This is a genomic window from Mycoplana sp. 10N416, from assembly GCF_056394765.1.
Window position 1 is genome coordinate 69,484 of sequence record NZ_JBFTIM010000010.1, and the last position, 24,467, is coordinate 93,950.

A 24,467-nucleotide genomic window follows, 5' to 3' on the forward strand; every position below is an offset into this window, starting at 1 on the left:
TGTCCCGTTTTTCCGGCCGCACCAGACTGGCCGAGCCAATCGATGAGCACGAGGGTTGAATGAAGGTCGGCATCGACATGGGAACGGCGCAGGGCGGCGCGCCGGCCACGCTCGATATCGAGGAACTGCTCGCGACCCGTCTGCTCGTGCAGGGCAACTCCGGTTCCGGCAAGTCTCACCTGCTCCGACGTCTGCTCGAGCAGTCCGCGCCCTGGGTGCAGCAGTGCATCATCGACCCCGAGGGCGATTTCGTCACCCTGTCCGACAAGTTCGGCCATGTGGTGGTCGAGGGTGAGCGCACCGATGCCGAACTGATCGGCATTGCCACGCGGATCCGCCAGCACCGCGTCTCGTGCGTGCTCTCGCTTGAAGGCCTCGAGGTCGAGCAGCAGATGCGCGCGGCCGGCATCTTCCTGAATGCGATGTTCGATGCCGATCGCGACTACTGGTACCCGGTCTTGGTCGTGGTCGACGAGGCGCAGATGTTTGCGCCGTCGGTCGCCGGCGATGTCGGTGAGGAGGCCCGAAAGGTTTCGCTCGGCGCGATGACCAACCTGATGTGCCGCGGCCGCAAGCGCGGGCTTGCCGGCGTGATCGCCACGCAGCGGCTGGCGAAGCTTGCCAAGAACGTTGCCGCCGAAGCCTCCAACTTCCTGATGGGGCGCACCTTCCTCGATATCGACATGGCCCGGGCCGCAGACCTGCTCGGCATGGACCGCCGCCAGGCGGAAATGTTCCGCGACCTGAAGCGCGGCGCTTTCGTGGCGCTCGGTCCGGCGCTGTCGCGTCGCCCGCTGCCGGTCACGATCGGGCCGGTCGAGACGTCCGCCCGCTCGACAAGCCCGAAGCTGATGCCGCTGCCGGAGGCGCCGCAGGACGTCGAGGACCTGATCTTCACGCCCGATCCTGAGGAATTCACGCGCCCGCTGGTGCGCCGCGTCGCCCCGCAGCCGCGGCCGACGACCGACATCCTCGCCGAACTTTCACGCGCCCGTCCGGAACCGGTCGCCGTTGAGGCGGCGCGGCCTGCAGCTCCGGAAATGCCGGCGGAGGAGCGCGAGGCCCTGCTCGATCAGGTGCTGGCTGAAATCCTCGACAATCCCGGTGCGGCCTTTCGCGCCGATGCCGAGCTGTTCCAGGATTTTCTCGTGCGTTGCCGAATCCGCCGCGTTCCCGGCGCGCCGCTGTCGCTGCCGGCCTTCCGCCGCAAGATGGCCGTCGCGCGCTCAGGGGTCGATGCGGAGACGGCGGGAACGGAACTCTGGGCCACCGCTCTCGAACTGTCACGTGCGGTGACCGAGGATCTGCAGGGCGTTTTCCTGCTTGTCGCGCAGGCGGCCGTGCGCGGGTTACCGTGTCCGTCCGATGCGATGATTGCCCGGGCCTATGGCACCCATTCCGCCCGCCGGGCACGTCGCCTGCTCGGCTATTTCGAGGAGCAGGGGCTGATCGTCGTCCACAGCGATCTGGCCGGCCTGCGCATCGTCGCTTTCCCGGATCTGGCCTGCGAAACGCAGCCGGGCGACGCCAATGGCCCGGATCTGACGGACACGTTGCGCCACGCGGCGGAATAAGCTGCAGATGCCCATATTCGGTTTGACAAATTTGTAAAACTCACATACTGACGCCCCGACGCCGGGCAGAGATGTCCGGTGTTTCATTTGACATGTCCCGTGGCTTCTCCGGTCCGCGTATCGTGAGAAACCTGTCAGAAGGCCAGCATGGCATTCAGAGGAGGGCGTGTTTCCTTGATCCGGTTTGGAAACAAACCGGTGTAGCTGATTGAAAGGAAATGCGATGAGCAAGCGCGCTTCATCCAAGTACAAAATCGACCGCCGCATGGGCGAAAACATCTGGGGCCGTCCGAAGTCCCCGGTGAACCGCCGCGAATACGGCCCGGGCCAGCACGGCCAGCGCCGCAAGTCCAAGCTCTCCGACTTCGGCGTGCAGCTGCGCGCCAAGCAGAAGCTGAAGGGCTACTACGGCGACATCCGCGAGAAGCAGTTCCGCGCCATCTACGACGAAGCCAACCGTCGTAAGGGCGACGCCTCGGAGAACCTGATCGGTCTGCTCGAGTCGCGTCTCGACGCGATCGTCTACCGCGCCAAGTTCGTTCCGACGGTCTTCGCTTCGCGTCAGTTCATCAACCACGGCCACGTCAAGGTCAATGGCGTCCGCGTCAACATCGGTTCTTACCGTTGCAAGCCCGGCGACGTGATCGAGGTGAAGGAAAAGTCCAAGCAGCTCGTAACGGTTCTCGAATCGGTCCAGCTCGCCGAGCGCGACGTTCCGGACTACATCGAAGTCGACCACAACAAGATGGTTGCGACCTACGCACGCGTTCCGGCGCTTTCCGACGTACCGTACCCGGTCATCATGGAACCGAACCTGGTCGTCGAATTCTATTCGCGTTAATCCTGGCCTCGGCCATTGGATTTCGAAAGCCGCCCCAACCGGGCGGCTTTTTTCGTTTCGACTTGGCAATTGTCAGCGCTGCAGGACTGATGCGCAGAAACCGCTTGATCTTGGCGCCCTCGACGGGCAATTCCTCCTCGCAGCAAAAGATTACGTTCGGCCGCGCACCGAACAGGAGCGGAAGATGAACGTCGCAGCAAGCACCAACAGCAGCGAATTCGAAGTGGCCGAGACGGCGGATATCGCCGTTGACCATCCGCTTTTCTCGCAGATGCCGTCGTCGGTGTCGTTCAACAAGTTGCGCAAGCGGCTGCTGCGACAGGTTCGCCAGGCGATGGACGACTTCGCCATGCTCAAAGTGCAGAAGCGCTGGCTCATCGGACTTTCCGGCGGCAAGGACAGTTATGGCCTGCTGGCGCTGCTCCTGGATCTGCAATGGCGCGGCCTGCTGCCGGTCGAGCTGGTCGCCTGCAACCTCGATCAGGGCCAGCCGAACTTTCCCAAGCACGTCCTTCCGAACTACCTTGCCTCGATCGGCGTCAAGCATCGGATCGAGTATCGCGATACCTATTCGGTGGTGAAGGAGAAAGTGCCGGAGGGGGCGACCTATTGCTCGCTCTGCTCGCGGCTGCGGCGCGGCAACCTCTACCGGATCGCACGGGAGGAGGGATGCGACGCGCTCGTCCTCGGCCATCATCGCGAGGATATCCTCGAGACCTTCTTCATGAATTTCTTCCACGGCGGACGCCTGGCGTCGATGCCGGCGAAGCTTCTCAACGATGATGGCGACCTCATGGTGCTTCGCCCGCTTGCCTATGCCGCGGAGGACGACCTGGCGAAGTTCGCGACGGCGATGCAGTTTCCGATCATCCCTTGCGACCTCTGCGGCTCGCAGGATGGTCTGCAGCGAAATGCGATGAAGGCGATGCTGGCCGACATCGAGGCGCGCATGCCCGGCCGCAAGGACACGATGCTGCGCGCCCTCGCGCATGTGATTCCATCGCACCTTCTGGACCCGACGCTTTTCGATTTCTCCTCCCTTGCCGCGGTACCTGCGAATGACGACACAAATTGACATCAATGCGCTCGCCCTCCTTCTCCGCGCAGCGGCGGAGGTGGAGATCCGCCCGCGTTTTCGCGCGCTGGCCGAAGGCGACGTGCGGACCAAGACGAGCGCGATCGATCTGGTGACGGAGGCCGATGAGGCCGCCGAGCGCTACATCAAGGCCGGCATGGAGGCCGTCCTGCCGGGTGCGCAGTTCATCGGCGAGGAAAGCGTAGCCGCCGATCCGGCACTGCTGCCGAAACTTGCGCAGGCGGATCTGGCAGTGATCGTCGATCCGATCGACGGAACTTTCAACTTCGCCGCCGGCGTGCCGCTGTTCGGCGTCATGGCGGCTGTCGTTTCGGGCGGCGAAACCATCGCCGGCGTGATCTACGATCCGATGGGCGACGATTTCGTTCTGGCCGAGAAGGGTGCTGGCGCGTGGCAGACCGGTGGGGACCGCCCTGCCGTTCGACTGAAGGCGGCTGATGCCGTTCCGCTTGCGGAGATGACCGGGATGGCCTCGACCGGCTTTCTGCCTCCTGAAAAACGGGCGCGGGTGATGGCCAACCTTGCCAAGGTGGCGTTTGCGTCGAACTACCGTTGCGCGGCGCACGAGTACCGGACCTTTGCCGCGGGGCACGTGCATTATCTCATGTACAACAAGCTGATGCCCTGGGATCACCTCGCCGGCACGCTGATCAGCCAGGAGGCCGGCGCCTATGCTGCGCGCCTCGACGGTTCCGCCTACGAACCCCGCCATGTCGACGGCGGTCTCCTGATCGCGCCCGATAGGGAAAGCTGGGCAATGATGCGTCGCGACGTTTTCGTCGACTGACGGATTTCCGGTAAGCAAAAGAAAGGCCCGGATGTTTGTCCGGGCCATTTTTGTTGCGGCCGATCGGATCAGGCCGGCTGGCTCTGGGACTGGAACAGCTTTCCCCGTTCTGCGATCAGCACGAAGACCAGGCCAATGACGCCGACCGAAAAGAACCCCAGTACAAGCGGCAACGCGGTACCGTTGAAGGCCTGACCAATGGCGCCGCCAATGACGGCGCCACCGGCCGTGCCCATGAAGCCGAGGACGGACGAGGCGGTGCCGGCCACATGGCCGAGCGGCTCCATCGCCAGCGAGTTGAAGTTCGAGCCGATCCAGCCGAACTGGAACATCGCCAGCGCGAACAGGATGATGAAGATCGGGAAGGGCACATGCCCCGGCCAGGCCAGCGTGCAGGCCAGCCAGATCGTGTTCACGGTCAGAAAGCCGACCAGCGCCCCATGTGACAGGGGTCGCATGCCGAAACGTCCGACCAGCCTCGCATTGACGAAGGACGAGAGGGCCATGAACGCGGCGACGCCGGCGAACGCGACCGGGAACCACACACCGAGTTCATAGATGCCGACATAGATCTGCTGGGCGGAATTGATGAAGCCGAACAGCGCGCCGAAGATGAAGGTGCTTGCGAGCGTGTAGCAGAGCGCCACGCGGTTCGTCAGCACGATCCGGAATCCCTCCAGCACGGAGGCCGGCGTAAAGGGGCGGACGTCTTCCGGCGCGAGCGTCTCCGGCAGACGAAAGTACATCCAGGCGGCTACTAGGGACCCGATCACACCCATGAAGATGAAGATCAGGTGCCAGTCGCCGAACAGCATGACGACCTGTCCGGTGCCGGGAGCAAGCACGGGGACGATCATGAAGACCATCATGATCAGCGACATGATTTCCGCCATCGCCCGGCCGCCGAAGATGTCGCGCACGATCGAGACGGTGATCACGCGCATGGCCGAGGAGCCGATGCCCTGCACGAAGCGTAACGTCAGCAAGGCTGCAAAGCTCGGAACGAGCACGGCAACAAAGGAAGAAACGATATAGATGCCGAGGCCGACAAACATGGGAGCCCGGCGCCCGAACCGGTCGGAGATCGGCCCGTACAATAGCTGCGCAATTGCGAACCCGATCAAATAGGCGGAAATGACGTATTGCCGGTGGTTCTCGTTCTCCACGCCGAGGCTAGCGCCGATCTGCTGGAGCCCCGGCAGCATGATGTCGATGGCAAGCGCGTTCAGCGCCATCAGCATCGCCATCAGAGCGATGAATTCGATTTTTCCCATACCGTTCAGGCGCCGGATGGCTTCGGCCGAAAGTGCGCTCATATTGAAAATCCATGTATAAATGAGAGGAGGCGCCGTTGGGAGCGGCGCCTCGATCGATTTCCGGTCTGACTGCGGTCCGAAGGTACCTTACGCGGCGCCCTTGACTGCGATCCCCTGTCCTTCGAGGTGGGACTTCAGTTCCCCGGACTGGAACATTTCGCGGACGATATCACAGCCGCCAACGAACTCGCCCTTGACGTAGAGCTGCGGAATCGTCGGCCAGTTGGAGTAATCCTTGATGCCCTGGCGGAGGTCTGCGTCGGCCAGCACGTTAATGCCCTTGTAGTCCACGCCGACGTAGTCGAGGATCTGCGCGACCTGGCCGGAGAATCCGCACTGCGGAAACTGCGGGGTGCCCTTCATGAAGAGCACGACGTCATTGTTCTTGACCTCGTTGTCGATGAAATCGTGAATGCCACTCATTTCGAATCCCTTTTCTATCCGGGTTCAAGGCCCGAACCGCTGAGTTGCCACTTAAATAGCATGCGCGGGATGAATTTCCATCACCCCGCGTCGATATGTTCCATCAAATCTGCTGATGAACCAGCCTCGGGCTTAAAGCATGTATCCCGAAAGTGGGAACCGGTTTCGGGACAAAGACATGCGAAGGAAAAAGGACCTAAAGCGTGGCAAGCGAATCTGAAAGATCGCGACGCGCTTTAGGCGCGGCTGCGTTGCTTGCTGCGGGCGGCGGCGGTCCTGCGCCGGCTGACCTGCTTGCGGGCAGGCTTCGGCTTCAGGGCGGCCTCGACGATGTCCGCTAGAATGCCGCCAGACTTGGTCTTGCTGGTACGACGGCGGGTTCGCCTCGTCTTTGTCCCTCGTACGCCGGATTTGTTCAGCACTTCCTTCAAGGCGCTGCTGACGACTCCGGAGACGAATTCCTCGATCACGCCCGCCATCTTGGCGAACTCACTCCGGTGCCGATGTCTGCAGGGCGAGTGCGTGGAGAACCCCGCCCATGTTGCCCTTCAATGCATTGTAGACCATCTGGTGCTGCTGCACGCGGGTCTTGCCGCGGAAGGCTTCCGCGACAACTTCGGCGGCGTAGTGATCCCCATCGCCCGCGAGATCCCGGATCGTGACCTTGGCCCCTGGAATGCCGGCCTTGATCATGTCTTCGATTTCACCTGGTGCCATGGGCATGTGATGCACTCCCTTATCTTCTATTCGGCGGCAGCCGCTGCATTCGAACTGCCATCCATGAAGTCAGGGAACCACGATTCATGGGTGTCGCGCAATCGGTCAATCGGGAGCGCGAGCAGATCGTCGACAACGAGGCTGGTGCCATCGACGGTACCGAGGCGGCGGAACGGTACGCCGGCCCCTTCTGCGTTGGCGCAGAGGAAGTTGGCGAGGTCTGCCGGGATGGTGATGACGTAACGCGCCTGGTCTTCGCCGAAGAGCAGGGCGTGCGCCGGGCCGTTCGCTTCCGACAGGCTGATCTTCATGCCCTTGCCGGACGCCATCGCCATTTCGGCAAGCGCCACGGCGAGGCCGCCCGAGGAAATGTCGTGACAGGCGCTGACCTGGCCGTTGCGGATCGCCGAGCGGATGAAGTCGCCGTTGCGGCGCTCGTCCGCAAGGTCAACTGTCGGCGCCGGGCCGTCGATGATGCCGAGCACGTCGCGCAGGTAGACCGACTGGCCGAGATGCGTGCCGTCACCGCCGATCAGGATGACGTGGTCGCCCTCATTGGCGCTGCCGACCTTGGCCATGATCGACCAATCCGGCAGCAGGCCAACACCGGCAATGGTGGGGGTCGGCAGGATGGCGACGCCGTTCGTCTCGTTATAGAGCGAGACGTTGCCGGAGACGATCGGGAAGTCGAGCGCTCGGCAGGCCTCGCCGATGCCCTGGATCGCCTTGACGAACTGGCCCATGATGTCGGGCTTTTCCGGGTTGCCGAAGTTCAGGTTGTCGGTCGCAGCCAGTGGCTCGGCGCCCGTCGCGGTGATGTTGCGCCAGCATTCGGCCACCGCCTGCTTCCCGCCCTCGAACGGATCGGCCTCGACATAGCGCGGCGTCACGTCGGACGAGAAGGCGAGCGCCTTGGTCGGATGGCCCTCGACGCGCACGACGCCGGCGTCGCCGCCGGGGACCTGCAGCGAGTTGCCCTGGATCAGCGTGTCGTATTGCTCGTAGACCCAGCGGCGGCTCGACTGGTTCGGCGAACCGACGAGCTTCAGCAGCGCCAGGCCGTAGTCGTCGGGCTCGGCGACCATGGAGGCGGGCAGGGGCGACGCCTTGCCGGGCTCCCGCCACGGCCGGTCGTATTCCGGCGCTTCGTCGCCCAGTTCCTTGATCGGCAGGTTTGCGACTTCCTCGCCCTGGTGCATGATGCGGAAGCGCAGATCGTCGGTCGTATGGCCGACGATGGCAAAGTCCAGACCCCACTTGTGGAAGATTGCCTCGGCTTCCTGCTCCTTCTCGGGGCGAAGAACCATGAGCATGCGCTCCTGGCTTTCCGACAGCATCATCTCGTAGGCGGTCATGTGTTCTTCGCGAACCGGCACGAGGTCGAGGTTCAGCTCGATGCCGAGGTCGCCCTTGGCGCCCATCTCGACCGCCGAGCAGGTCAGGCCAGCCGCACCCATGTCCTGGATGGCGATGACGGCACCGGTCTGCATCAGCTCAAGGCAGGCCTCCAGCAGGCACTTCTCGGTGAAGGGGTCGCCGACCTGCACGGTCGGACGCTTCTCCTCGATCGACTCGTCGAATTCGGCCGACGCCATCGTCGCGCCGCCGACGCCGTCGCGACCGGTCTTGGCGCCGAGATAGACGACCGGAAGACCGACGCCTTCAGCCTTGGAGTAGAAGATGCCGTCGGTCCTGGCGAGGCCGGCGGCAAAGGCATTGACGAGGATGTTGCCGTTGTAGCGCGGGTCGAACTCGACTTCGCCGCCGACGGTCGGCACGCCGAAGGAATTGCCGTAGCCGCCCACGCCCGAGACGACGCCGGAGACCAGGTGACGCGTCTTCGGATGATCCGGCTCGCCGAAACGCAGCGCGTTCATCGCCGCAATCGGACGAGCGCCCATGGTGAAGACGTCGCGCAGGATGCCGCCGACGCCCGTGGCGGCGCCCTGGTAGGGTTCGATGTAGGAGGGATGGTTGTGGCTCTCCATCTTGAAGACGACGCAGTCGCCGTCATCGATGTCGACTACGCCGGCATTCTCGCCCGGACCCTGGATCACGCGCGGCCCCTTGGTCGGCAGCGTGCGCAGCCAGCGCTTGGAAGACTTGTAGGAGCAGTGCTCGTTCCACATTGCCGAGAAGATGCCGAGCTCGGTGAAGGTCGGTTCACGACCGATCAGCGACAGGATGCGCTCATATTCATCCGGCTTCAGCCCGTGGGCGGCGATAAGCTCCGGGGTGATCGGGCGGCTGTTGGAGATGGTCATCGTCTCTCGTCTTGTCCGTAGGAGGGCTTTGCGGTCTCTTTAGCGCATGCGGAAGACCGGCGCGACAGGAAAATGGCCGCCTCAACAGGGAGGCGGGCCGCGGTTTTAGAGGAGTTCGGTCACTCTTTCGACGGGGCGGCCCAGGCGGGCGCCCTTCTTGGTGATCACGATCGGCCGCTCGATCAGGATCGGGTTCTCCAGCATGGCGTCGATCAACTCGCGATCGGTGCGGGCAGGGTCCAGAAGCCCGAGCTCCTTGGCGAGTGGCTCTTTGGCGCGCAGGATCTCACGCGGGGCGGCGTCCATGGCGACGAGTATGCTGACGAGTTCCTCGCGCGTCGGCGGGTTCTTCAGATATTCGATGATCTCCGGTTCGTGCCCGGCCTCGCGGATCATCTCCAGCGCCTTGCGCGAAGTCGAACAGCGGGGATTGTGGAGGATCTGGATCGTCATTGCTTCCTCTGAAAGAAAACAGGCGCCGGGAAGATATCCCGACGCACTTATTTTTGTAACTCTACGCTGGGCGTTTGCGGAGGTCTAATGGCAGCCCTTGCCGCCGGCGGCCCAACGCTTCACGTCCGTGGCGATCCGCGAAGAGACCGGCTCATCCATCAGCGGCCCGAAGGCGCTGAGCTTGGCCGGTTGTCCCTCCGCCTGTACGACCAGCAGCGGCCGCGATTCCGGGGAACGACGCGGCACCACGAGAATGCGCGGCTTTCCGGAGAACGAGTTCAGTTCAGGCGCGAGGCGATAGGCGGAGAACGCGGCGTCGCCCGACTTGAACCAGCAGCTGTTGGCGCCGAGCGCAATCCGCTCCATCGTCGGCAGGGCGGCGGTGCTGGCCTTCGGCGCCGGCGGCGCCGACTGACAGGCGGAAACGAGAGCGGCTGTGGCGAGAACAAGCGGAATGAGGGCCTTGGAGGAGGCAAAGGGGCGCATGGCGAGCCTTTCAGACGGGACAGGCGCCCCTGATACGCGCTTTGGGTTAAGCAGCGATTACGTCGAGGGCCGAGGCGAAAAGGCCGCGACCGTCGGATCCGCCATGGGCAGCCTCGATCAGATTCTCCGGATGTGGCATCATGCCGAGAACGTTGCCCTTCTCGTTGATCACGCCTGCAATGTCGTTCAGCGCGCCATTCGGGTTGGTGCCTTCGGCATAGCGGAAGACAACTTGACCGTTGGCCTCGATCTTCGCCAGCGTCTCGGCGTCGGCAAAGAAATTGCCGTCATGGTGGGCGACTGGGCAGCGGATGATCTGGCCCTGGCTGTAGGCGCGGGTGAAGTCCGTGTCGGCGTTGGCGACTTCGAGTTTGATCTCCCTGCAGACGAACTTCAGCGAGGCATTGCGCATCAGCGCGCCTGGCAGCAGGCCCGCTTCAAGCAGGATCTGGAAGCCATTGCAGACGCCAAGCACTTTCACGCCGGCTTCGGCCTTCGCCTTGATTGCCTGCATCACCGGCATGCGGGCGGCAATCGCGCCACAGCGCAGGTAATCGCCGTAGGAAAAACCGCCCGGGATGACGATGAGGTCAATACCGTCCGGGATTTCGGTCTCCGTCTGCCAGACGGTGAGGGGGGCTTTGCCGGAAATCTTGGTGAGCGCTGCGATCATGTCGCGGTCACGGTTGAGGCCTGGAAGCTGGACGACGGCTGATTTCATGGGTGTGGCTCAAACTTTGCCTGGGCCTCTGCGAGTTCACGCAATTCGAGGCGGTTTTCGATACGGTCGAGGCGGGTTTCGTGGCGGCTAAGTACGCTGTAGATATTGTGAATATCCTGCTGCACCGAGACCATTGTACCGCGAAGGGCGTTTAGCTCTGCCCTGATCTCGGACTGTCCCTGCTTCAGGCTGTTGGTGTCAGCCTGAATCTTCTTCAGCAATTCAAACATCAACTCGTTGGTGATCTCGGCCACCGCCGCCTCCTTCAACCATCAGGCGAGGGCGATAGTGTAGTTCTCAATCACCGTGTTCGCCAGGAGTTTCTCGCACATGTCCTTCAGCTCGGCCTCGGCCTTGGCCTTGTCGGCGGTCTGGAGTTCCAGGTCGAAGACCTTGCCCTGACGGACATGGCCGACGCCATCGAAGCCGAGCGCGCCGAGCGCGCCCTCGATCGCCTTGCCCTGGGGGTCGAGAACGCCGTTCTTCAGCGTGACCGTTACGCGTGCCTTGATCATGTGTTCCTCTTCAGACGGATGTGTCGTTTCGCCATACGGCCCGGGCGGAACAAAGCCGCCCGCGAAATTACTTGACCAGCACGGGACCGGTGCCGCGGATCGGCTCGTTCTCGTTGATGATGCCGAGACGCCGGGCCACTTCCTGGTAGGCTTCCAGCAGTCCGCCCATGTCGCGGCGGAAGCGGTCCTTGTCCATCCGCTCCTGGGTGTTGGTATCCCAGAGGCGGCAGCTGTCGGGCGAGATCTCGTCGGCGATGATGATGCGCATCATGTCGCCTTCATAGAGGCGGCCGCATTCGATCTTGAAGTCGACGAGCTGGATGCCGACGCCGAGGAAAAGACCGGAGAGGAAGTCGTTGACGCGGATGGCAAGCGCCATGATGTCGTCGAGTTCCTGCGGGCTGGCCCAGCCGAACGCGGTGATGTGTTCCTCGGAGACGAGCGGGTCTTCAAGGTTGTCGGCCTTGAAGTAGAACTCGATGATCGAGCGCGGCAGGACGGTGCCTTCCTCGATCCCCAGGCGCTTGGACAGCGAACCGGCGGCGACGTTGCGCACGACGACTTCGAGCGGAATGATCTCGACTTCCTTGATCAGTTGCTCGCGCATGTTGAGGCGGCGGATGAAGTGGGTCGGGATGCCCATCCTGTTGAGATGGGTAAACAGGTATTCCGAGATCCGGTTGTTGAGCACGCCCTTGCCGTCGATGACGTCATGCTTCTTCTTGTTGAAGGCGGTGGCGTCGTCCTTGAAGAACTGGATCAGCGTGCCCGGCTCGGGACCCTCATAGAGAATCTTGGCCTTGCCCTCGTAGATACGGCGGCGACGGTTCATTGATTTTGTCTCTGCAGTTGGCGTCATTGGGTGACGCAGATATCGTTTCTTTCCGGGGTCCTTAAACGAATTGGGCCGCTTTAACAATCGGCCAGTGTTCCGATTCCCTTAATTCCAGGCTTTCCGGCCAGTGCTTGACGAAACGCATTTGCACTTTCGACACGCATTTGATTTATGGACCGGGAAACCCATCTACAATGCGTCTGTTATACATATAGGGAGTCGCCATATGACCACCATGCAGGATCGCGAAAAAGGCTTTGAGGCCAAGTTTGCGCTCGACGAGGAGCTTCGCTTCAAGGCGGAAGTGCGACGCAACAAGCTTGTTGGCCTGTGGGCCGCCGGTTTGCTGGGCAAGAGCGACCCTGAGGCATATGCGAAGGAAGTCGTGGCCGCCGATTTCGAGGAAATCGGCCACGAGGATGTGGTGCGCAAGCTGAAGGCGGATTTCGATGCCGCCGGCATCGCAAAGACCGAAGATGAAATCCGCCGCCAGATGCTCGAACTTCTGGGCGTGGCGGTCGAACAGCTTCAGAACGGTTAAGGTTGAGGCGTTTCGGCGCTCTTCCCGACAGCGGTTCAACGAAAAAGGGCGCGGCCTCGGCCGCGCCCTTTTTCGTTTGGATGCCGAGCCTGCGATCAGGCCTGGCCAAAGACACGCTTGAAGATCGTGTCGACGTGCTTGGTGTGGTAGCCAAGATCGAACTTTTCGCGGAGTTCCTCTTCCGACAGCGCGGCCCGCACCTCCTGGTCAGCCAGCAGTTCCTGGAGGAAGTCCTTGCCTTCTTCCCAGACCTTCATGGCGTTGCGCTGGACGAGCCGATAGCTGTCCTCGCGCGAGACGCCGGCCTGGGTGAGAGCGAGGAGAACGCGCTGCGAGTGAACCAGTCCGCGGAACTTGTCGAGGTTCTTCATCATGTTCTCGGGGTAGATCACGAGCTTCTCGATGACCCCGGCCAGGCGGTGCAGAGCGAAGTCGAGGGTTACGGTCGTATCGGGACCGATGGCGCGCTCGACGCTCGAGTGGCTGATGTCGCGCTCGTGCCAGAGGGCGACGTTCTCCATGGCAGGGACGACCGACATGCGCACGAGGCGGGCAAGGCCCGTCAGGTTTTCCGTCAGCACCGGGTTGCGCTTGTGCGGCATGGCCGACGAGCCCTTCTGGCCCGGCGAGAAGAACTCTTCCGCCTCGAGAACCTCGGTGCGCTGCATGTGGCGGATTTCGATCGCGATATTCTCGATCGAGGAGGCGATGACGCCGAGGGTCGCGAAGAACATCGCGTGACGATCACGCGGAATGACCTGCGTCGAGACGGGCTCCGGCAGGAGGCCGAGTGCGGCGCAGACATGCTCCTCGACCCGTGGGTCGATGTTGGCGAAGGTGCCCACGGCGCCGGAGACCGCACCAGTTGCGATTTCAGCCCGGGCGGCCAGGAGACGTGCGCGGTTGCGGTCCATCTCGGCATAGAAGCGGGCAAGTGTCAGCCCCATCGTCGTCGGTTCGGCATGGATGCCGTGGCTGCGACCGATGCGAACGGTATCCTTGTGCTCGAAGGCCCGCGCCTTCAGAGCGGCGAGGACGCGGTCGAGACCGGCAAGAAGAATGTCGGCGGCACGAACGAGCTGGATGTTGAATGTGGTGTCGAGGACGTCCGAGGAGGTCATGCCCTGGTGGACGAAACGGGCGTCGGGACCGACGATTTCGGCGAGATGCGTGAGGAAGGCGATGACGTCGTGCTTGGTGACGGCTTCGATCTCATCGATGCGGGCGACGTCGAAGACGGCCTTGCCGCCCTTGTCCCAGATCGTCTTGGCCGCTTCCTTGGGAATGACGCCGAGTTCCGCGAGCGCGTCGCAGGCGTGCGCCTCGATCTCGAACCAGATGCGGAATTTCGTTTCGGGCGACCAGATGGCGACCATGTCCGGGCGGGAATAGCGGGGGATCATCAGCTTTCAGCTTTCTCTGGGAGGAGTTTAGGCGCCCCTGTATCAAGAAAGGCGGTCAAGCTCAACGCATGGCTTTTGCAAGCCACAGGCTCACGCCTGCAAGAACGGGCAGTCCGATCGGAAGGTACAGCCCCAGCCCCATGACGGCAAACTGATAGACGCCGGAAGCGGATGTGCCGACGAGCTGGCGGATCCCCATGGTCGACAGGATCGGATGGTGCCACTGGGCGTAGAAGAGCCGGTAATCCATGGCGAAGAGGAAGGCGGTCATTGCGATCGTGCCCAACGCGAGAAGCGCAAAACAGGCGGCAAAGCGCGTTTCGATGCGGCCGGTTCGGCTCAGAAGGCGGGCAGTCGGGATGGCGAACGGCCAGGAAAGCAGACCGCCGGCAAAGAAGAGGATCGCCAATTCCGCCAAGTGGAACGTTTCGAGATGGTTTCGCAGGTAAAGGGACACAACTGCCGAGAGGGACATCAGGACACCCCAGGCAACTGCACCTGCCAGAAGTCTCGGCAGGGGCGGAACAAGCGGGATAGCGGTGGCGCGCGCCGGCTCTTGTCCGGACGCAGAACCTGCGGATGTCGCGTCCGTGTTCATGGCTTCAGCGGCACGGCGAGCCATCGACCGTCGAGGCCCTCGAAACCGAAGCGGAGCAGCATCACAAGCGCCATGTGGATCGTCTGCGATCCACCCTGATGGGTGACGACGCCGGAGATGCGGTATCCGGTCGGGCAGCCCCGGCTCTGCGGGACACGGTCGTCGCGATAGACTGTTTCGTTCACCGGTTTGCCTGCCTTTTCGGTGAAAGCCAGTTGAAAGCCCGCACTGCGCTCGATGAGACCCTTGCAGGTGTCCGGCATCGGAGCCTCGGTCTCGGTCAGTTTCAGCGTGTACGGCTGTCCGACCCGCGGTTCTGCGGGAAATTCGTAGTAGCGAATGGAATCCGGCGCCGGACCAACTTCGCTGTAGGGATTGAAGGCGACGAATTGGCCCGGATTGTCGTTCAGGCTATAGCGCGCCACCAAGGGATTGGCTCTGGCTGCGGCTTCGGTCCGCACGCGCCGCAAGCTGGAATCATTTTCCGGTGCCTGGACGCGGATCGGCGTGCCTGAGAGATACGTGTCTTTTGCCGTGTCGATGAAATAGATATTCGAGTAGGCCGATCCCGATCCGTCCTGGATGCCGAATTCCTCGTAGGCGAAGACGGCGCCGTCGGCGGAGAAGCCGATCGGACGGAATTGCGCGAAATCACCAGCCAATGTGCAAGCCGGCGCAAGCATGGCGCCGGCTGCCAGGGCGGTGATTTTGCCGGATCGTTTCAACCGCGTGCCCCCTCCGCATTCGCGCGCAGAGTGTCAATCGTTTTGCGATAGGCGTCAACATGGCCGCCGCCGAAGATGGCGGAGCCGGCGACGAAGACGTTTGCGCCGGCCGCAGCCGGTCCGGCGATCGTGTCGACGGTAATGCCGCCATCGACTTGCAGTTCGATCGGACGGTCGGCGATCATTTTCCGGATGCGGGCAATTTTCTGTTCCATTTCCGGAATGAACTTCTGGCCGCCGAAGCCGGGGTTCACGGTCATCACCAGGATCAGGTCGAGCTTGTCGAGAAGATACTCCAAGACGGCCTCGGGCGTGGCGGGATTGATCGAAACGCCGGCCTTCTTGCCGAGCGCTCTGATGGCCTGGATGGAGCGGTCGAGATGCGGACCGGCTTCGGCATGGACGGTGATGCCGTCGCAGCCGGCCTTGGCGAAGGCCTCGAGGTAGGGGTCTGCCGGAGCGATCATGAGATGGCAGTCGAAAAAGGCATCGGTGTGCGGGCGAAGCGACTTGATCACATCCGGGCCGTACGAAATGTTCGGCACGAAATGGCCGTCCATGATGTCGAGATGGATCCAATCTGCGCCGGCGGCGACGACGTCGCGCACCTCCTGGCCAAGCTTGGCATAATCGGCGGCGAGGATGGACGGGGCAATCCGGATGGGGCTGGGCATGGCTTGGGCTCCGAGGGCGATAACGTTGGGTGCCCATACCATCGCTTACGGTGCCGGACAACGATGCATCGCGCCGGCCCGCGACGGATGCCTTAGGCTTCCCGCCAGGCGGGCAGGAAATCGCCCGGCATGGTCGTGGCGTCATGCACGCCGCGGGCGATGGCACGGGCCATGGTGGATGCGGCGGCGGCACACAGTGGGATGAACTCCTCGATCGTAACGGCCTTGCCGCTGGTGCCGGTCGCAATCGCAAAGACGAGGTCGCCATCGAGCGGCGTGTGCGCCGGCCAGAGCGCGCGGGCGAAACCGTCGTGTGCGCTAACGGCGAGCCGCTTGGCCTCGGCCTTGGTCAGGACGGCGTCCGTCGCAATGACCGCGATCGTCGTATTCGTCGGTCCCTCGGCGACCGTGGTGAGTTTCGTGCGCGGCTGACGCGCCTCGTCCGAAAAAACCGTCGGGAAGCCGAGGCCGCCGAACTCGCCGTCTTCCTCCAGCGGCGCCGCCCAGAAATGCCGGCTGGAACCCACGGTGGCGGAGCCAAGCGCATTGACGGCGACGAGCGCGCCGACCGTGATGCCGTCGGCAAGAACGGTCGAGGCCGAGCCGAGGCCCCCCTTGAAGGTGGCCATGGTCGCGCCGGTGCCGGCGCCGGCCGTGCCGGTGGCAAACGCGGTGCCGGCGGATTGTGTCGCCGCATAGCCGAGTTCCCGATAGGGCGGATAGCGTCCCCAATTCTTGTCGCCGCCATTGGCAAGGTCGAACAGGATCGCGCAGGGGACGATCGGGACCCTGAATGGGCCAACAACAAAGCCGCGCCCCTGTTCGCGCAATGCCGCCTGTACGCCGGATGCCGCATCGAGGCCAAAGGCGGAACCGCCGGAAAGACAAATGGCATCGATCGTCTGGACGGTGTTGTGCACCTCGAGAAGGTCGGTTTCGCGCGTTCCGGGCGCGCCGCCAAGGACCTGTACCGCGGCGACGGACGGCTTTTCGCAGACGACGACGGTGACGCCGGATTTGAGCCGATCGTCAGAGGCGTTGCCGACGCGAAGGCCACCGACGTCGGTGATCAGGTTGCGCGGTCCGGGTTTCATCAGTCACCTTCCAGCTGGATCTCTACGGGTGTGAAGCGGTCCTGCTTCCATTCCATCAGCCGGTAGGGGTTATCGCGCAACTCATGATCCGCACCGAAGCCGATCGGTCCGAGCACCGTGGGAAAGGTGTCGGCCGCGAGTGCGGCGCTCAGCGGTTGTTGGGCCGATGTGGCTGCCGCGGCCGCCTTGCCGACGAGCGTCGCCGCGGCATGGGCGGAAAAGATATAGCCTTCCGCGACAAGTCCGGAATCCTTCATCGTCGCGGTAAGCGCGGCGCCTTCCGGTGTCGCGCTGTCGATCGGCAGGACGATGGCCTGGGTGCCGTCAGGCAACGGCGTCGCCGCGTCTGCCGCCAACATGGATTCGCCTCCCATGAACGCCAGCGGGAGTTTTTCAGCGCGCGCGTCGCGGACGATGACGGCCATGTCGCTGCGGTCGCCGCCGACAAAGACACGGGCTGCACCCGCCTTGGCGAGGCGGCGCACCAGGCCGATTTGCTGCTCCTGGGCGGGGCGGAAGGTATCGACGAAGACCGGCTTCATGCCCTTGTCTTCGAGCTTCAGGCGGATCGCCTCGACCAGTTCGCGCGCATGGATGGTCCCGTCGTCGATCAGGGCGAAAGGCTCGGCCGCCCAGGCGGTAGCGATGACGTCAGTGGCCTTCTGCGCCTCCATGCCAGGCGCCGGCGCCAGCCGGAAAAGCGGCCAGCTCCGCTTCAGCGCGTCTTCCATCAGCACGCCGGAGCGCGCCGACAGCGTAATGGTGGGAACGCCTGCCTCCGCCAGCGCCGGCAACGCTGTCTGCAGGTCCTCGGTGCAGAGGAAGCCGATGGCCGCGTCTGCGCCCGCAGAAAGGATGCTTTTCGCGATCGCCTCGTCGCCATGTTCGTCGCAGGCCTCGTCGATTTCGACGATCTTGCTTCCGTCCGTCGCGGCGGCGAAACGCGCGCCTTCCCGGATCTGCTCGCCGAGAATCGCGAAAGCTCCCGCCTCCGGGGCGACGACCGCAATCGTCGGCCCTGCCGCTGCGGCATGCGTGGCAAGCGCAAGGATGGACGAGAGCGTGATGGCGAGGCGACGGTACATCAAAAAATCCGGGTAGTGGCAAGCAACCTTGTACGAAGCGAACGGTGTCGGTCAAAGCAAAAGATGACGGCGATGTGCGGTCGCCCGCGTTCCCGGTCGTAACTACCGTGCAAAACCCTGGAAAATGTCGTTTTTGGGCTTACATTTTTCTTTATTATTTCCATGTATCCCTTTCCACGAAGGGAGATCGCCGTGTTGGATCGTTTGATGCTGGACCCGCCGCTTTATCGCGACGCCATGAGCCGCTACGCCGGGCACGTCCAACTCGTGACCACCTCTTTTGAGGGAGAACGCCGCGGCGTGACCATCACGGCGGCCTGCTCGGTTTCCGACAATCCGGCGATCGTGCTCGCCTGCCTGAACGTGTCCAATCCGCGCAACGAGATTTTTCGCAAGAGCGGGCATTTTGCGCTCAATGCGCTTGCGGCCGACCAGGTCGAACTCGCCAACGCCTTCTCCGGCCGAGACCCGTCCATTCCGGGCGACCGCTTCTCGCAGGGCCAATGGACCGAACTTGTCACCGGTTCGCCGGTTCTGGTCGGTGCACTGGCATCGTTCGATTGCCGCCTGCTCGAGATCAAGGTGATGGCGACGCACATGATCCTGTTCGGCGAGGTGCTGGGGCTGGCATATGGCCCGGAAAAACCGGCCCTTATCTATATGGACCGGGACTATCGCACGCTATAAGTTCTCCTCCAGGGCGGAGGAAGCATGGCAGCTTATCAGAAGGGGAACGTTCCCCAGTCGATCGAAGAGACGCTCGATATGCTTGCGGCAGGCAACTACCTGGCGGGGCGATCGCTGGCGACGGTGCTGTTCCTCTCGCTGAAGATGAAGCGCCCGCTGTTCCTCGAGGGCGAGGCGGGCGTCGGCAAGACCGAAATCGCCAAGGTGCTCGCCCATGCACTCGATCGCCCGCTGATCCGGCTGCAGTGCTACGAGGGGCTCGATGTCTCCTCTGCGGTGTACGAGTGGAATTATCCGGCGCAGATGCTGGAAATCCGTCTTGCCGAAGCGGCCGGTACGACCGATCGCGAACGCATCGAATCCGACATCTTCTCCGACCGATATCTCATCCGCCGTCCGGTGCTGCAGGCGCTGTCCTCTCCGGACGGGCGCGCACCCGTCTTTCTGATCGACGAGCTCGACAGGACCGACGAGGCCTTCGAGGCCTTCCTGCTCGAGGTGCTTTCCGATTTCCAGGTGACGGTGCCCGAGCTTGGCACGATCCGCGCCGCCGAGCCGCCGATCGTCATCATCACGACGAACCGGACGCGCGAGGTGCACGACGCGTTGAAGCGGCGCTGCCTCTACCACTGGGTCGACTATCCGAAGGCGGAACAGGAACTGGAGATCATTCGCCGCAAGGTGCCGGGCTGCAACGAGATGCTGTCGGGGCAGATCGTCGCCTATGTGCAGAAGCTTCGCACGCTCGACCTCTTCAAGAACCCGGGTGTTGCCGAGACGATCGACTGGGCGACCGCGCTCACCGAACTCGACCGCACCGCGCTCGATCCGGAAACCGTCTCCGACACGCTTGGCACGCTCCTGAAGTACCAGGATGACATCGCCCGGATCGAAGGTGGTGAGGGGCGGAAGCTTCTGGACGAGGTGAAGTCCGAGCTTCGCGCGGCGGGCTGACCATGATCGAGGCGGCGACAGACGGGCTGGTCGTGCCGCCGGGCGACGGCCGCTTTGCCGACAATATCGTTCATTTCGCCCGCGCGTTGCGCAAGGCCGGCCTGAGGATCGGACCGGCTGCGGTTGCAGATGCGATCGAGGCCGTGCAGGCGATCGGTATCGGCGATCGTGACGAGTTCTACACCGCGTTGCATTGCACGCTGGTCACGCGCCACGAAGACCAGGCGATCTTCGATGAAGCGTTCCGGCTCTTCTGGCGCTCGCGCGATCTCGTGCAGAAAATGATCGCGATGATGTCCCCCGTCGTCCGAAAGGATGCGGAAAGGGAAAAGAAGAAGGCGGGCGAAAAGCGGGTGTCGGATGCGCTCTTTGCCGGCCGGCAGGACGCGACACGCCCGCGCGACGAACCCGAGATCGAAATCGATGCGCGTTTCACGACCTCCGGCAGCGAGGTGTTGCGCAAGACCGATTTCGCCCAGATGACGGCAGCGGAACTGCGCGAAGCCAAGCGCGCCATCTCGAGCCTCACGCTGCCGATGGACGAGGTCAGGACGCGCCGCTTCCGCCGCAGCACGCGAAAGGCGACGGTGGACGCGCGGGCGACGATGCGGCAGGCGATGCGCACGGGCGGCGCGCTGATCCTGCCGCGGCATCGGGAACCGAAGATGGTGCATCCGCCGCTGGTGGTGCTCGCCGACATTTCCGGCTCGATGAGCCAGTACACCCGCATCTTCCTGCATTTTCTCCACGCGCTCACCGACCGGCGCCGGCGTGTGCATACTTTCCTGTTCGGTACGCGGCTGACCAATGTGACGCGGCAGATGCGCCATCGCGATCCGGATGAAGCGGTCGAGGAGTGCGCGCGCACGGTGGAAGACTGGTCGGGCGGCACGCGCATCGGTGAGACGCTGAGGGAGTTCAACCGGCTCTGGTCGCGACGAGTGCTGGGCCAGGGTGCAATCGTGTTGTTGATCACCGACGGTCTGGAACGCGAGGAGATCGATAGCCTCGAAACGGAGATGGATCGGCTGCATCGCTCCTGCCGCCGACTGATCTGGCTCAATCCGCTGCTACGTTTCGAGGGTTTCGAGGCACGGGCGAGGGGCGTGCGCGCCATGCTCCCGCACGTTGACGAATTGCGCGCGGTACACAATCTTGAAGCCATATCGGATCTGGTCGCCGCATTGTCCGGCAATGGCGGCGAGGGAGCCGATCCGCGACGATTTCTCGCCGCGATGTCGTAAAGGAGGGCCGGAATGGAAGATGCGATGGACACGCTCGATCCGCTGGCGGTAGCGGAAAGATGGATGGACGATGGGCGCACTGTTGCGATCGCGACCGTGGTCGAGACCTGGGGCTCCGCGCCGCGGCCGACGGGCAGTCACCTTGTCATCGATGGTGAAGGTAATTTCCACGGATCGGTGTCGGGCGGCTGCGTGGAAGGCGCGGTCATCAGCGAGGCACTCGATGTGATCGAGAGCGGTGAGCCGAAGATGCTGGAATTCGGCGTCGCCGACGAGACCGCCTGGCGGGTCGGATTGTCCTGCGGCGGACGGATCCGCGTCTATGTGGAGCGGCTGGGCTGATGGATCCCCTGATTTTGCGCAAAGTGAATGCCGAACGTCGCGCGCGCCGCGCCGTCGTGCACGTGACGGACCTCGGCGACGGGCGCGACCGCCTCGTGCGCGAGGGCGACGCCGTCATTGGACCGCTCGACGCGGCGATCGCAAGTGCGTTTCGATCCGGCAAGTCTGGTGTTGTTGAGGTGGATGGGCGCAGCTATTTCCTCAACGCCCACCTCCCGCCGGCGCGGATTGTCGTGGTTGGTGCGGTGCATATCAGCCAGGCGTTGGCGGCGATCGCCAAGGTCGCCGGATTCGACCTGACGATCATCGATCCGCGCACCGCGTTCGCCACCGAGGAACGCTTCGCCGGCGTCGATTTGGTGGCCGACTGGCCGGAGGACGTGCTGAGGGTGCTGCCGCTCGATGCCTATTGCGCGCTCGTGGCCGTTACGCACGATCCGAAGATCGACGATTTTCCGATCCGTGCAGCCCTCGATGCCGGCTGCTTCTATGTCGGTGCGCTTGGCAGCCGAAAGACGCATGCGAGGCGGATCGAACGGCTGACGGCACAGGGCGTCAACCAGGATGCGCTTGCCCGCATTGCGGCACCGATCGGCCTCGATATTGGAGCGGCGAGTCCGGCGGAAATCGCGGTGGCGATCCTCGCCCAGATCATACAGGCCTTCCGCCGGCGCGATTTGCATGGGGAGGCGGCGGCATGATCTTTGGCGATGTGGCAGTAGGCGAGGCGGCAGGCACAATCCTGGCACATGGCGTTCGTGCCGAAGGGGTATCCCTTTCCAAAGGCCATTTGCTGTCGGACGCGGATTGCCAACAGTTGCTGGCCGCGGGGGTCGAAAGCGTCACTGCAGTGCGGTTGCAGCCCGGCGATATCGACGAGGATGCTGCCGCCGCACGCATTGCTGAAGCGATCGCGCCCGATAACCTGACCTTCACCACGCCCGCCACGGGACGCATCAACCTGCATTCCGCCGTCGATGGCCTGTTTCGAGCCGATCGCGCCACGATCGATCGCTTCAACCGCATCGATCCGGCGATCACCGTTGCCACCCTGCCGGACCGTGCGACAGTGCGGCCGGGCGACATGGTGGCAACGATCAAGATCATTCCATTGGCCGTCCCGGTCATCGTCGCTGATCGCGCGGCTGCCATCCTGGCCGGTGCCGACGCCCTCTTCGTACGGCCGTTCACGGCCCGCCGCGTGGCGATGATTGCGACTGTTCTGCCCTCGCTAAAACCCTCGGTGATGGACAAGACAAGGCTTCTCCTGGAACACAGGCTCGCGCCCACCGGAAGCACGCTCACCGGCGAAGTGCGCGTGGCGCACGAGACGGCGGCGTTGGCAGGAGCCCTGGAGCCAGCGGCCCGCGACAGTGAACTTGTCATCGTTTTCGGTGCGTCGGCCGTCTCCGATGCGGAGGATGTGATCCCGGCGGCAATCCGAAAGGCAGGCGGGCGCGTCGAGCAGGTCGGCATGCCCGTCGATCCCGGCAACCTTCTCGTGCTCGGCCAGATCGGCGATACGCCGGTGATCGGTGCGCCCGGCTGCGCCCGAAGCCCGAAGGAGAACGGCTTCGACTGGGTTCTCGCCCGCATCCTCGCCGGCGAGGCACCCGGCGCCGAAGACATCACGGGCATGGGCGTCGGCGGTCTGTTGGCGGAGATCCCGACCCGGCCGCGGCCGAGGGAACTGAAAGGCGAGCGCAGGGTAAACGCTGTCGAGGCAAAAGACATCGTCGTCATCGTGCTTGCGGCGGGGCAGGCGCGCCGCATGGGTAGGGCCGGGCGCCACAAGCTGCTCGCCGAATTCGATGGGGTCCCGCTGGTGCGCATGTCGGTGTCGGCGGCGCTTGCCGCCCAACCGGGCAAGGTCGCGGTTGTAACCGGGCATCGGGCAGAGGAGATCGAGGCGGCCTTGGCCGGGCTGCCCGTGGAGATCGTCCGCAATTCGCTCTACCGGGAGGGAATGTCGACCTCGCTCAATGCCGGGCTCGATGCCGCCGGAAATGATTGCAGGGGAGTCCTCGTCCATCTGGCCGACATGCCGGGGGTCACGCCGGAGGATCTGCGTACCTTGATGGCAGCCTTCGCATCGGCTGGCGGGAACGCCGTCGTGCGGGCCGTATCAAACGGCAAGCGCGGCAATCCCGTCATCCTGCCGCGTTCCACCTTTGCCGCAATCCGCCATCTCGAGGGTGATGTTGGCGCGCGCCAGATCATCGAGACTTCGGGGGTCGACATCATCGACGTCGAGATCGGCGCGGCCGCACATCTGGACGTCGATACGCCGGAGGCGGTGGTGGCAGCCGGCGGCACGTTGAAGGAATAGCGATGGATAACGACGCGATCGAGGAGTTGTTCCAGTCGCTCGGGCCGGTGACGATCAAGCGTATGTTTGGCGGAAAGGGCATCTACGTCGGCGACTTGATCGTCGCGCTCGAGGTGGATGGTGAGATTTTGCTGAAGGCCGACGAGGTGACGGTCCCCGAATTCGAGGTGTCCGGCTGCCGGCAATGGACCTATGAGGGGCGCAGGACCGGTGCGCCGCTGAAGATGCCCTACTGGAGCATCCCGGACGATGCCTTCGATGACCCGGATCTGATGGCAGAATGGGTGCGGTTGGCCCTTGATGCGGCGCTTCGCGCCAAACCGCTCAAGCGCTAAGGCGTGTTCTTGCCTGAAGTGCGGCGACTGCATCGGTCGCAAACCGTGAAAGTGGCTGCGGCAGGTCATTCAGTGAAAACCAGCCGAATTCAGGCAGCTTTTGCGGTTCCATTACCCGCGGCTCTCCAGTGAAATCCTCGCTCACATAGATAACCGAGACCCAGTGCTGGTTGTCGGCCGCGATGACCTGTTCCGAAAGACAGAGAAAGTCGATCCGACCAAAAGCCAGTCCGGACTCCTCCTCGGCTTCGCGGCGGGCGGCGTCCAGCGATCGCTCCATGTGGTCGACCTTGCCGCCGACGATGTTCCAGTGGCCCGCTTCCGGTGCGCGCGTGCGGCGATAGAGCAGAAGCTTGCCGTCACGCATGATGGCAAGTCCGCAGCCGACACCGGGTATGTCTACCCCAGGAACGGCCATGGAATTGGGA

At 63.5% G+C, this 24,467-nt stretch carries 30 protein-coding genes; 12 read left to right on the forward strand and 18 right to left on the reverse strand.

The genetic code is table 11. The annotated features are described in order from the left end of the window. Nucleotides 1–59 precede the first annotated feature (59 nt). The 4 genes from AC1DDS_RS19975 to AC1DDS_RS19990 all read left to right on the forward strand — a co-directional run bounded on the left by AC1DDS_RS19975 (nt 60) and on the right by AC1DDS_RS19990 (nt 4,298). Nucleotides 60–1,574, forward strand: coding sequence for a helicase HerA domain-containing protein (locus AC1DDS_RS19975; protein ID WP_477480450.1), 1,515 nt, complete (start codon nt 60–62; stop codon nt 1,572–1,574). Nucleotides 1,575–1,797: 223 nt separating this feature from the next. Beyond that, nucleotides 1,798–2,415: a 30S ribosomal protein S4 gene (gene rpsD / locus AC1DDS_RS19980; protein ID WP_477480451.1), complete on the forward strand. Its 618-nt coding sequence runs from the start codon at nt 1,798–1,800 to the stop codon at nt 2,413–2,415. A gap of 184 nt (nt 2,416–2,599) precedes the next feature. Then, nucleotides 2,600–3,490, forward strand: a complete 891-nt coding sequence (ttcA, locus tag AC1DDS_RS19985; RefSeq protein WP_477480452.1) for a tRNA 2-thiocytidine(32) synthetase TtcA — start codon at nt 2,600–2,602, stop codon at nt 3,488–3,490. Continuing rightward, complete coding sequence (locus AC1DDS_RS19990) at nt 3,474–4,298, forward strand: inositol monophosphatase family protein (RefSeq protein ID WP_477480453.1); 825 nt, start codon at nt 3,474–3,476, stop codon at nt 4,296–4,298. The genes ttcA and AC1DDS_RS19990 overlap by 17 nt, the downstream gene beginning before the upstream one ends. Nucleotides 4,299–4,366: 68 nt before the next feature. Here AC1DDS_RS19990 and AC1DDS_RS19995 read toward each other — a convergent pair whose 3' ends face one another. From AC1DDS_RS19995 to purC, 11 genes are all read right to left on the reverse strand, one after another. Continuing rightward, nucleotides 4,367–5,572, reverse strand: a complete 1,206-nt coding sequence (locus AC1DDS_RS19995; RefSeq protein WP_477480571.1) for a multidrug effflux MFS transporter — start codon at nt 5,570–5,572, stop codon at nt 4,367–4,369. A gap of 129 nt (nt 5,573–5,701) precedes the next feature. Further along, complete coding sequence (gene grxD / locus AC1DDS_RS20000; RefSeq protein WP_310420718.1) at nt 5,702–6,037, reverse strand: Grx4 family monothiol glutaredoxin; 336 nt, start codon at nt 6,035–6,037, stop codon at nt 5,702–5,704. 236 nt (nt 6,038–6,273) lie between these two features. Further along, the gene (locus tag AC1DDS_RS20005; RefSeq protein WP_477480454.1) at nt 6,274–6,516 is read right to left on the reverse strand and encodes a hypothetical protein; all 243 of its coding nucleotides are present in this window, start codon (nt 6,514–6,516) and stop codon (nt 6,274–6,276) included. A 10-nt stretch (nt 6,517–6,526) separates the two neighbouring features. Next, nucleotides 6,527–6,760: a BolA/IbaG family iron-sulfur metabolism protein gene (locus AC1DDS_RS20010; protein ID WP_097140948.1), complete on the reverse strand. Its 234-nt coding sequence runs from the start codon at nt 6,758–6,760 to the stop codon at nt 6,527–6,529. 20 nt (nt 6,761–6,780) lie between these two features. Continuing rightward, a complete protein-coding gene (gene purL, locus AC1DDS_RS20015) occupies nt 6,781–9,018 on the reverse strand; it encodes a phosphoribosylformylglycinamidine synthase subunit PurL (RefSeq protein ID WP_477480455.1) in 2,238 nt (745 codons plus the stop codon). Between the two features lie 105 nt (nt 9,019–9,123). Next, nucleotides 9,124–9,471, reverse strand: coding sequence for an arsenate reductase (glutaredoxin) (gene arsC / locus AC1DDS_RS20020; protein ID WP_310420710.1), 348 nt, complete (start codon nt 9,469–9,471; stop codon nt 9,124–9,126). Between the two features lie 84 nt (nt 9,472–9,555). Then, a complete protein-coding gene (locus AC1DDS_RS20025) occupies nt 9,556–9,957 on the reverse strand; it encodes a hypothetical protein (protein WP_477480456.1) in 402 nt (133 codons plus the stop codon). 46 nt (nt 9,958–10,003) lie between these two features. Then, a complete protein-coding gene (gene purQ, locus AC1DDS_RS20030; RefSeq protein WP_310420706.1) occupies nt 10,004–10,678 on the reverse strand; it encodes a phosphoribosylformylglycinamidine synthase subunit PurQ in 675 nt (224 codons plus the stop codon). Beyond that, nucleotides 10,675–10,932 (reverse strand): hypothetical protein, encoded by a 258-nt coding sequence (locus tag AC1DDS_RS20035; protein ID WP_310420704.1) that lies wholly within the window; start codon nt 10,930–10,932, stop codon nt 10,675–10,677. The genes purQ and AC1DDS_RS20035 overlap by 4 nt, the downstream gene beginning before the upstream one ends. A gap of 18 nt (nt 10,933–10,950) precedes the next feature. Beyond that, entirely contained in the window at nt 10,951–11,193 is a 243-nt protein-coding gene (purS, locus tag AC1DDS_RS20040; protein WP_310420702.1) for a phosphoribosylformylglycinamidine synthase subunit PurS, read from the reverse strand. Between the two features lie 67 nt (nt 11,194–11,260). Beyond that, entirely contained in the window at nt 11,261–12,025 is a 765-nt protein-coding gene (gene purC, locus AC1DDS_RS20045) for a phosphoribosylaminoimidazolesuccinocarboxamide synthase (protein WP_310420699.1), read from the reverse strand. Between the two features lie 229 nt (nt 12,026–12,254). Between purC and AC1DDS_RS20050 the strand changes: the two genes are divergently transcribed. After that, nucleotides 12,255–12,569, forward strand: a complete 315-nt coding sequence (locus AC1DDS_RS20050; protein WP_374838065.1) for a DUF1476 domain-containing protein — start codon at nt 12,255–12,257, stop codon at nt 12,567–12,569. Between the two features lie 95 nt (nt 12,570–12,664). Here the strand turns inward: AC1DDS_RS20050 and purB are convergent, their stop codons facing one another. From purB to AC1DDS_RS20080, 6 genes are all read right to left on the reverse strand, one after another. Beyond that, nucleotides 12,665–13,972: an adenylosuccinate lyase gene (gene purB / locus AC1DDS_RS20055; protein WP_477480457.1), complete on the reverse strand. Its 1,308-nt coding sequence runs from the start codon at nt 13,970–13,972 to the stop codon at nt 12,665–12,667. A gap of 61 nt (nt 13,973–14,033) precedes the next feature. Continuing rightward, nucleotides 14,034–14,447, reverse strand: coding sequence for a hypothetical protein (locus AC1DDS_RS20060; RefSeq protein WP_477480458.1), 414 nt, complete (start codon nt 14,445–14,447; stop codon nt 14,034–14,036). Nucleotides 14,448–14,566: 119 nt separating this feature from the next. Further along, a complete protein-coding gene (locus tag AC1DDS_RS20065; protein WP_477480459.1) occupies nt 14,567–15,295 on the reverse strand; it encodes a DUF2259 domain-containing protein in 729 nt (242 codons plus the stop codon). Continuing rightward, complete coding sequence (rpe, locus tag AC1DDS_RS20070) at nt 15,292–15,969, reverse strand: ribulose-phosphate 3-epimerase (protein WP_477480460.1); 678 nt, start codon at nt 15,967–15,969, stop codon at nt 15,292–15,294. The genes AC1DDS_RS20065 and rpe overlap by 4 nt, the downstream gene beginning before the upstream one ends. A 92-nt stretch (nt 15,970–16,061) precedes the next feature. Then, nucleotides 16,062–17,066 (reverse strand): P1 family peptidase, encoded by a 1,005-nt coding sequence (locus AC1DDS_RS20075; RefSeq protein ID WP_477480572.1) that lies wholly within the window; start codon nt 17,064–17,066, stop codon nt 16,062–16,064. Continuing rightward, a complete protein-coding gene (locus tag AC1DDS_RS20080) occupies nt 17,063–18,148 on the reverse strand; it encodes an ABC transporter substrate-binding protein (RefSeq protein WP_477480461.1) in 1,086 nt (361 codons plus the stop codon). The genes AC1DDS_RS20075 and AC1DDS_RS20080 overlap by 4 nt, the downstream gene beginning before the upstream one ends. A 192-nt stretch (nt 18,149–18,340) precedes the next feature. On the opposite strand from AC1DDS_RS20080, the gene AC1DDS_RS20085 reads away from it, so the two are divergent. Genes AC1DDS_RS20085 through AC1DDS_RS20115 form a run of 7 tightly spaced genes read left to right on the forward strand, consistent with a single transcriptional unit; the run spans nt 18,341 to nt 24,039 of the window. After that, nucleotides 18,341–18,835 (forward strand): flavin reductase, encoded by a 495-nt coding sequence (locus AC1DDS_RS20085; protein WP_477480462.1) that lies wholly within the window; start codon nt 18,341–18,343, stop codon nt 18,833–18,835. 24 nt (nt 18,836–18,859) lie between these two features. Then, on the forward strand, nt 18,860–19,789 hold the full coding sequence (locus AC1DDS_RS20090) for an AAA family ATPase (protein ID WP_477480463.1): 930 nt from the start codon (nt 18,860–18,862) through the stop codon (nt 19,787–19,789). A gap of 2 nt (nt 19,790–19,791) precedes the next feature. Beyond that, nucleotides 19,792–21,033, forward strand: coding sequence for a vWA domain-containing protein (locus AC1DDS_RS20095; protein ID WP_477480464.1), 1,242 nt, complete (start codon nt 19,792–19,794; stop codon nt 21,031–21,033). Between the two features lie 12 nt (nt 21,034–21,045). Then, nucleotides 21,046–21,375, forward strand: a complete 330-nt coding sequence (locus tag AC1DDS_RS20100) for an XdhC family protein (RefSeq protein WP_477480465.1) — start codon at nt 21,046–21,048, stop codon at nt 21,373–21,375. Continuing rightward, nucleotides 21,375–22,076: an XdhC family protein gene (locus AC1DDS_RS20105; RefSeq protein ID WP_477480466.1), complete on the forward strand. Its 702-nt coding sequence runs from the start codon at nt 21,375–21,377 to the stop codon at nt 22,074–22,076. Before AC1DDS_RS20100 ends, AC1DDS_RS20105 begins: the two co-directional genes overlap by 1 nt. Continuing rightward, on the forward strand, nt 22,073–23,704 hold the full coding sequence (locus tag AC1DDS_RS20110) for an NTP transferase domain-containing protein (protein WP_477480467.1): 1,632 nt from the start codon (nt 22,073–22,075) through the stop codon (nt 23,702–23,704). Before AC1DDS_RS20105 ends, AC1DDS_RS20110 begins: the two co-directional genes overlap by 4 nt. Nucleotides 23,705–23,706: 2 nt before the next feature. After that, nucleotides 23,707–24,039, forward strand: a complete 333-nt coding sequence (locus tag AC1DDS_RS20115) for a TfoX/Sxy family protein (protein ID WP_477480468.1) — start codon at nt 23,707–23,709, stop codon at nt 24,037–24,039. Here the strand turns inward: AC1DDS_RS20115 and AC1DDS_RS20120 are convergent. After that, a complete protein-coding gene (locus AC1DDS_RS20120; RefSeq protein ID WP_477480469.1) occupies nt 24,029–24,457 on the reverse strand; it encodes an NUDIX domain-containing protein in 429 nt (142 codons plus the stop codon). The genes AC1DDS_RS20115 and AC1DDS_RS20120 overlap by 11 nt on opposite strands. Between the last annotated feature and the right edge of the window lie 10 nt (nt 24,458–24,467).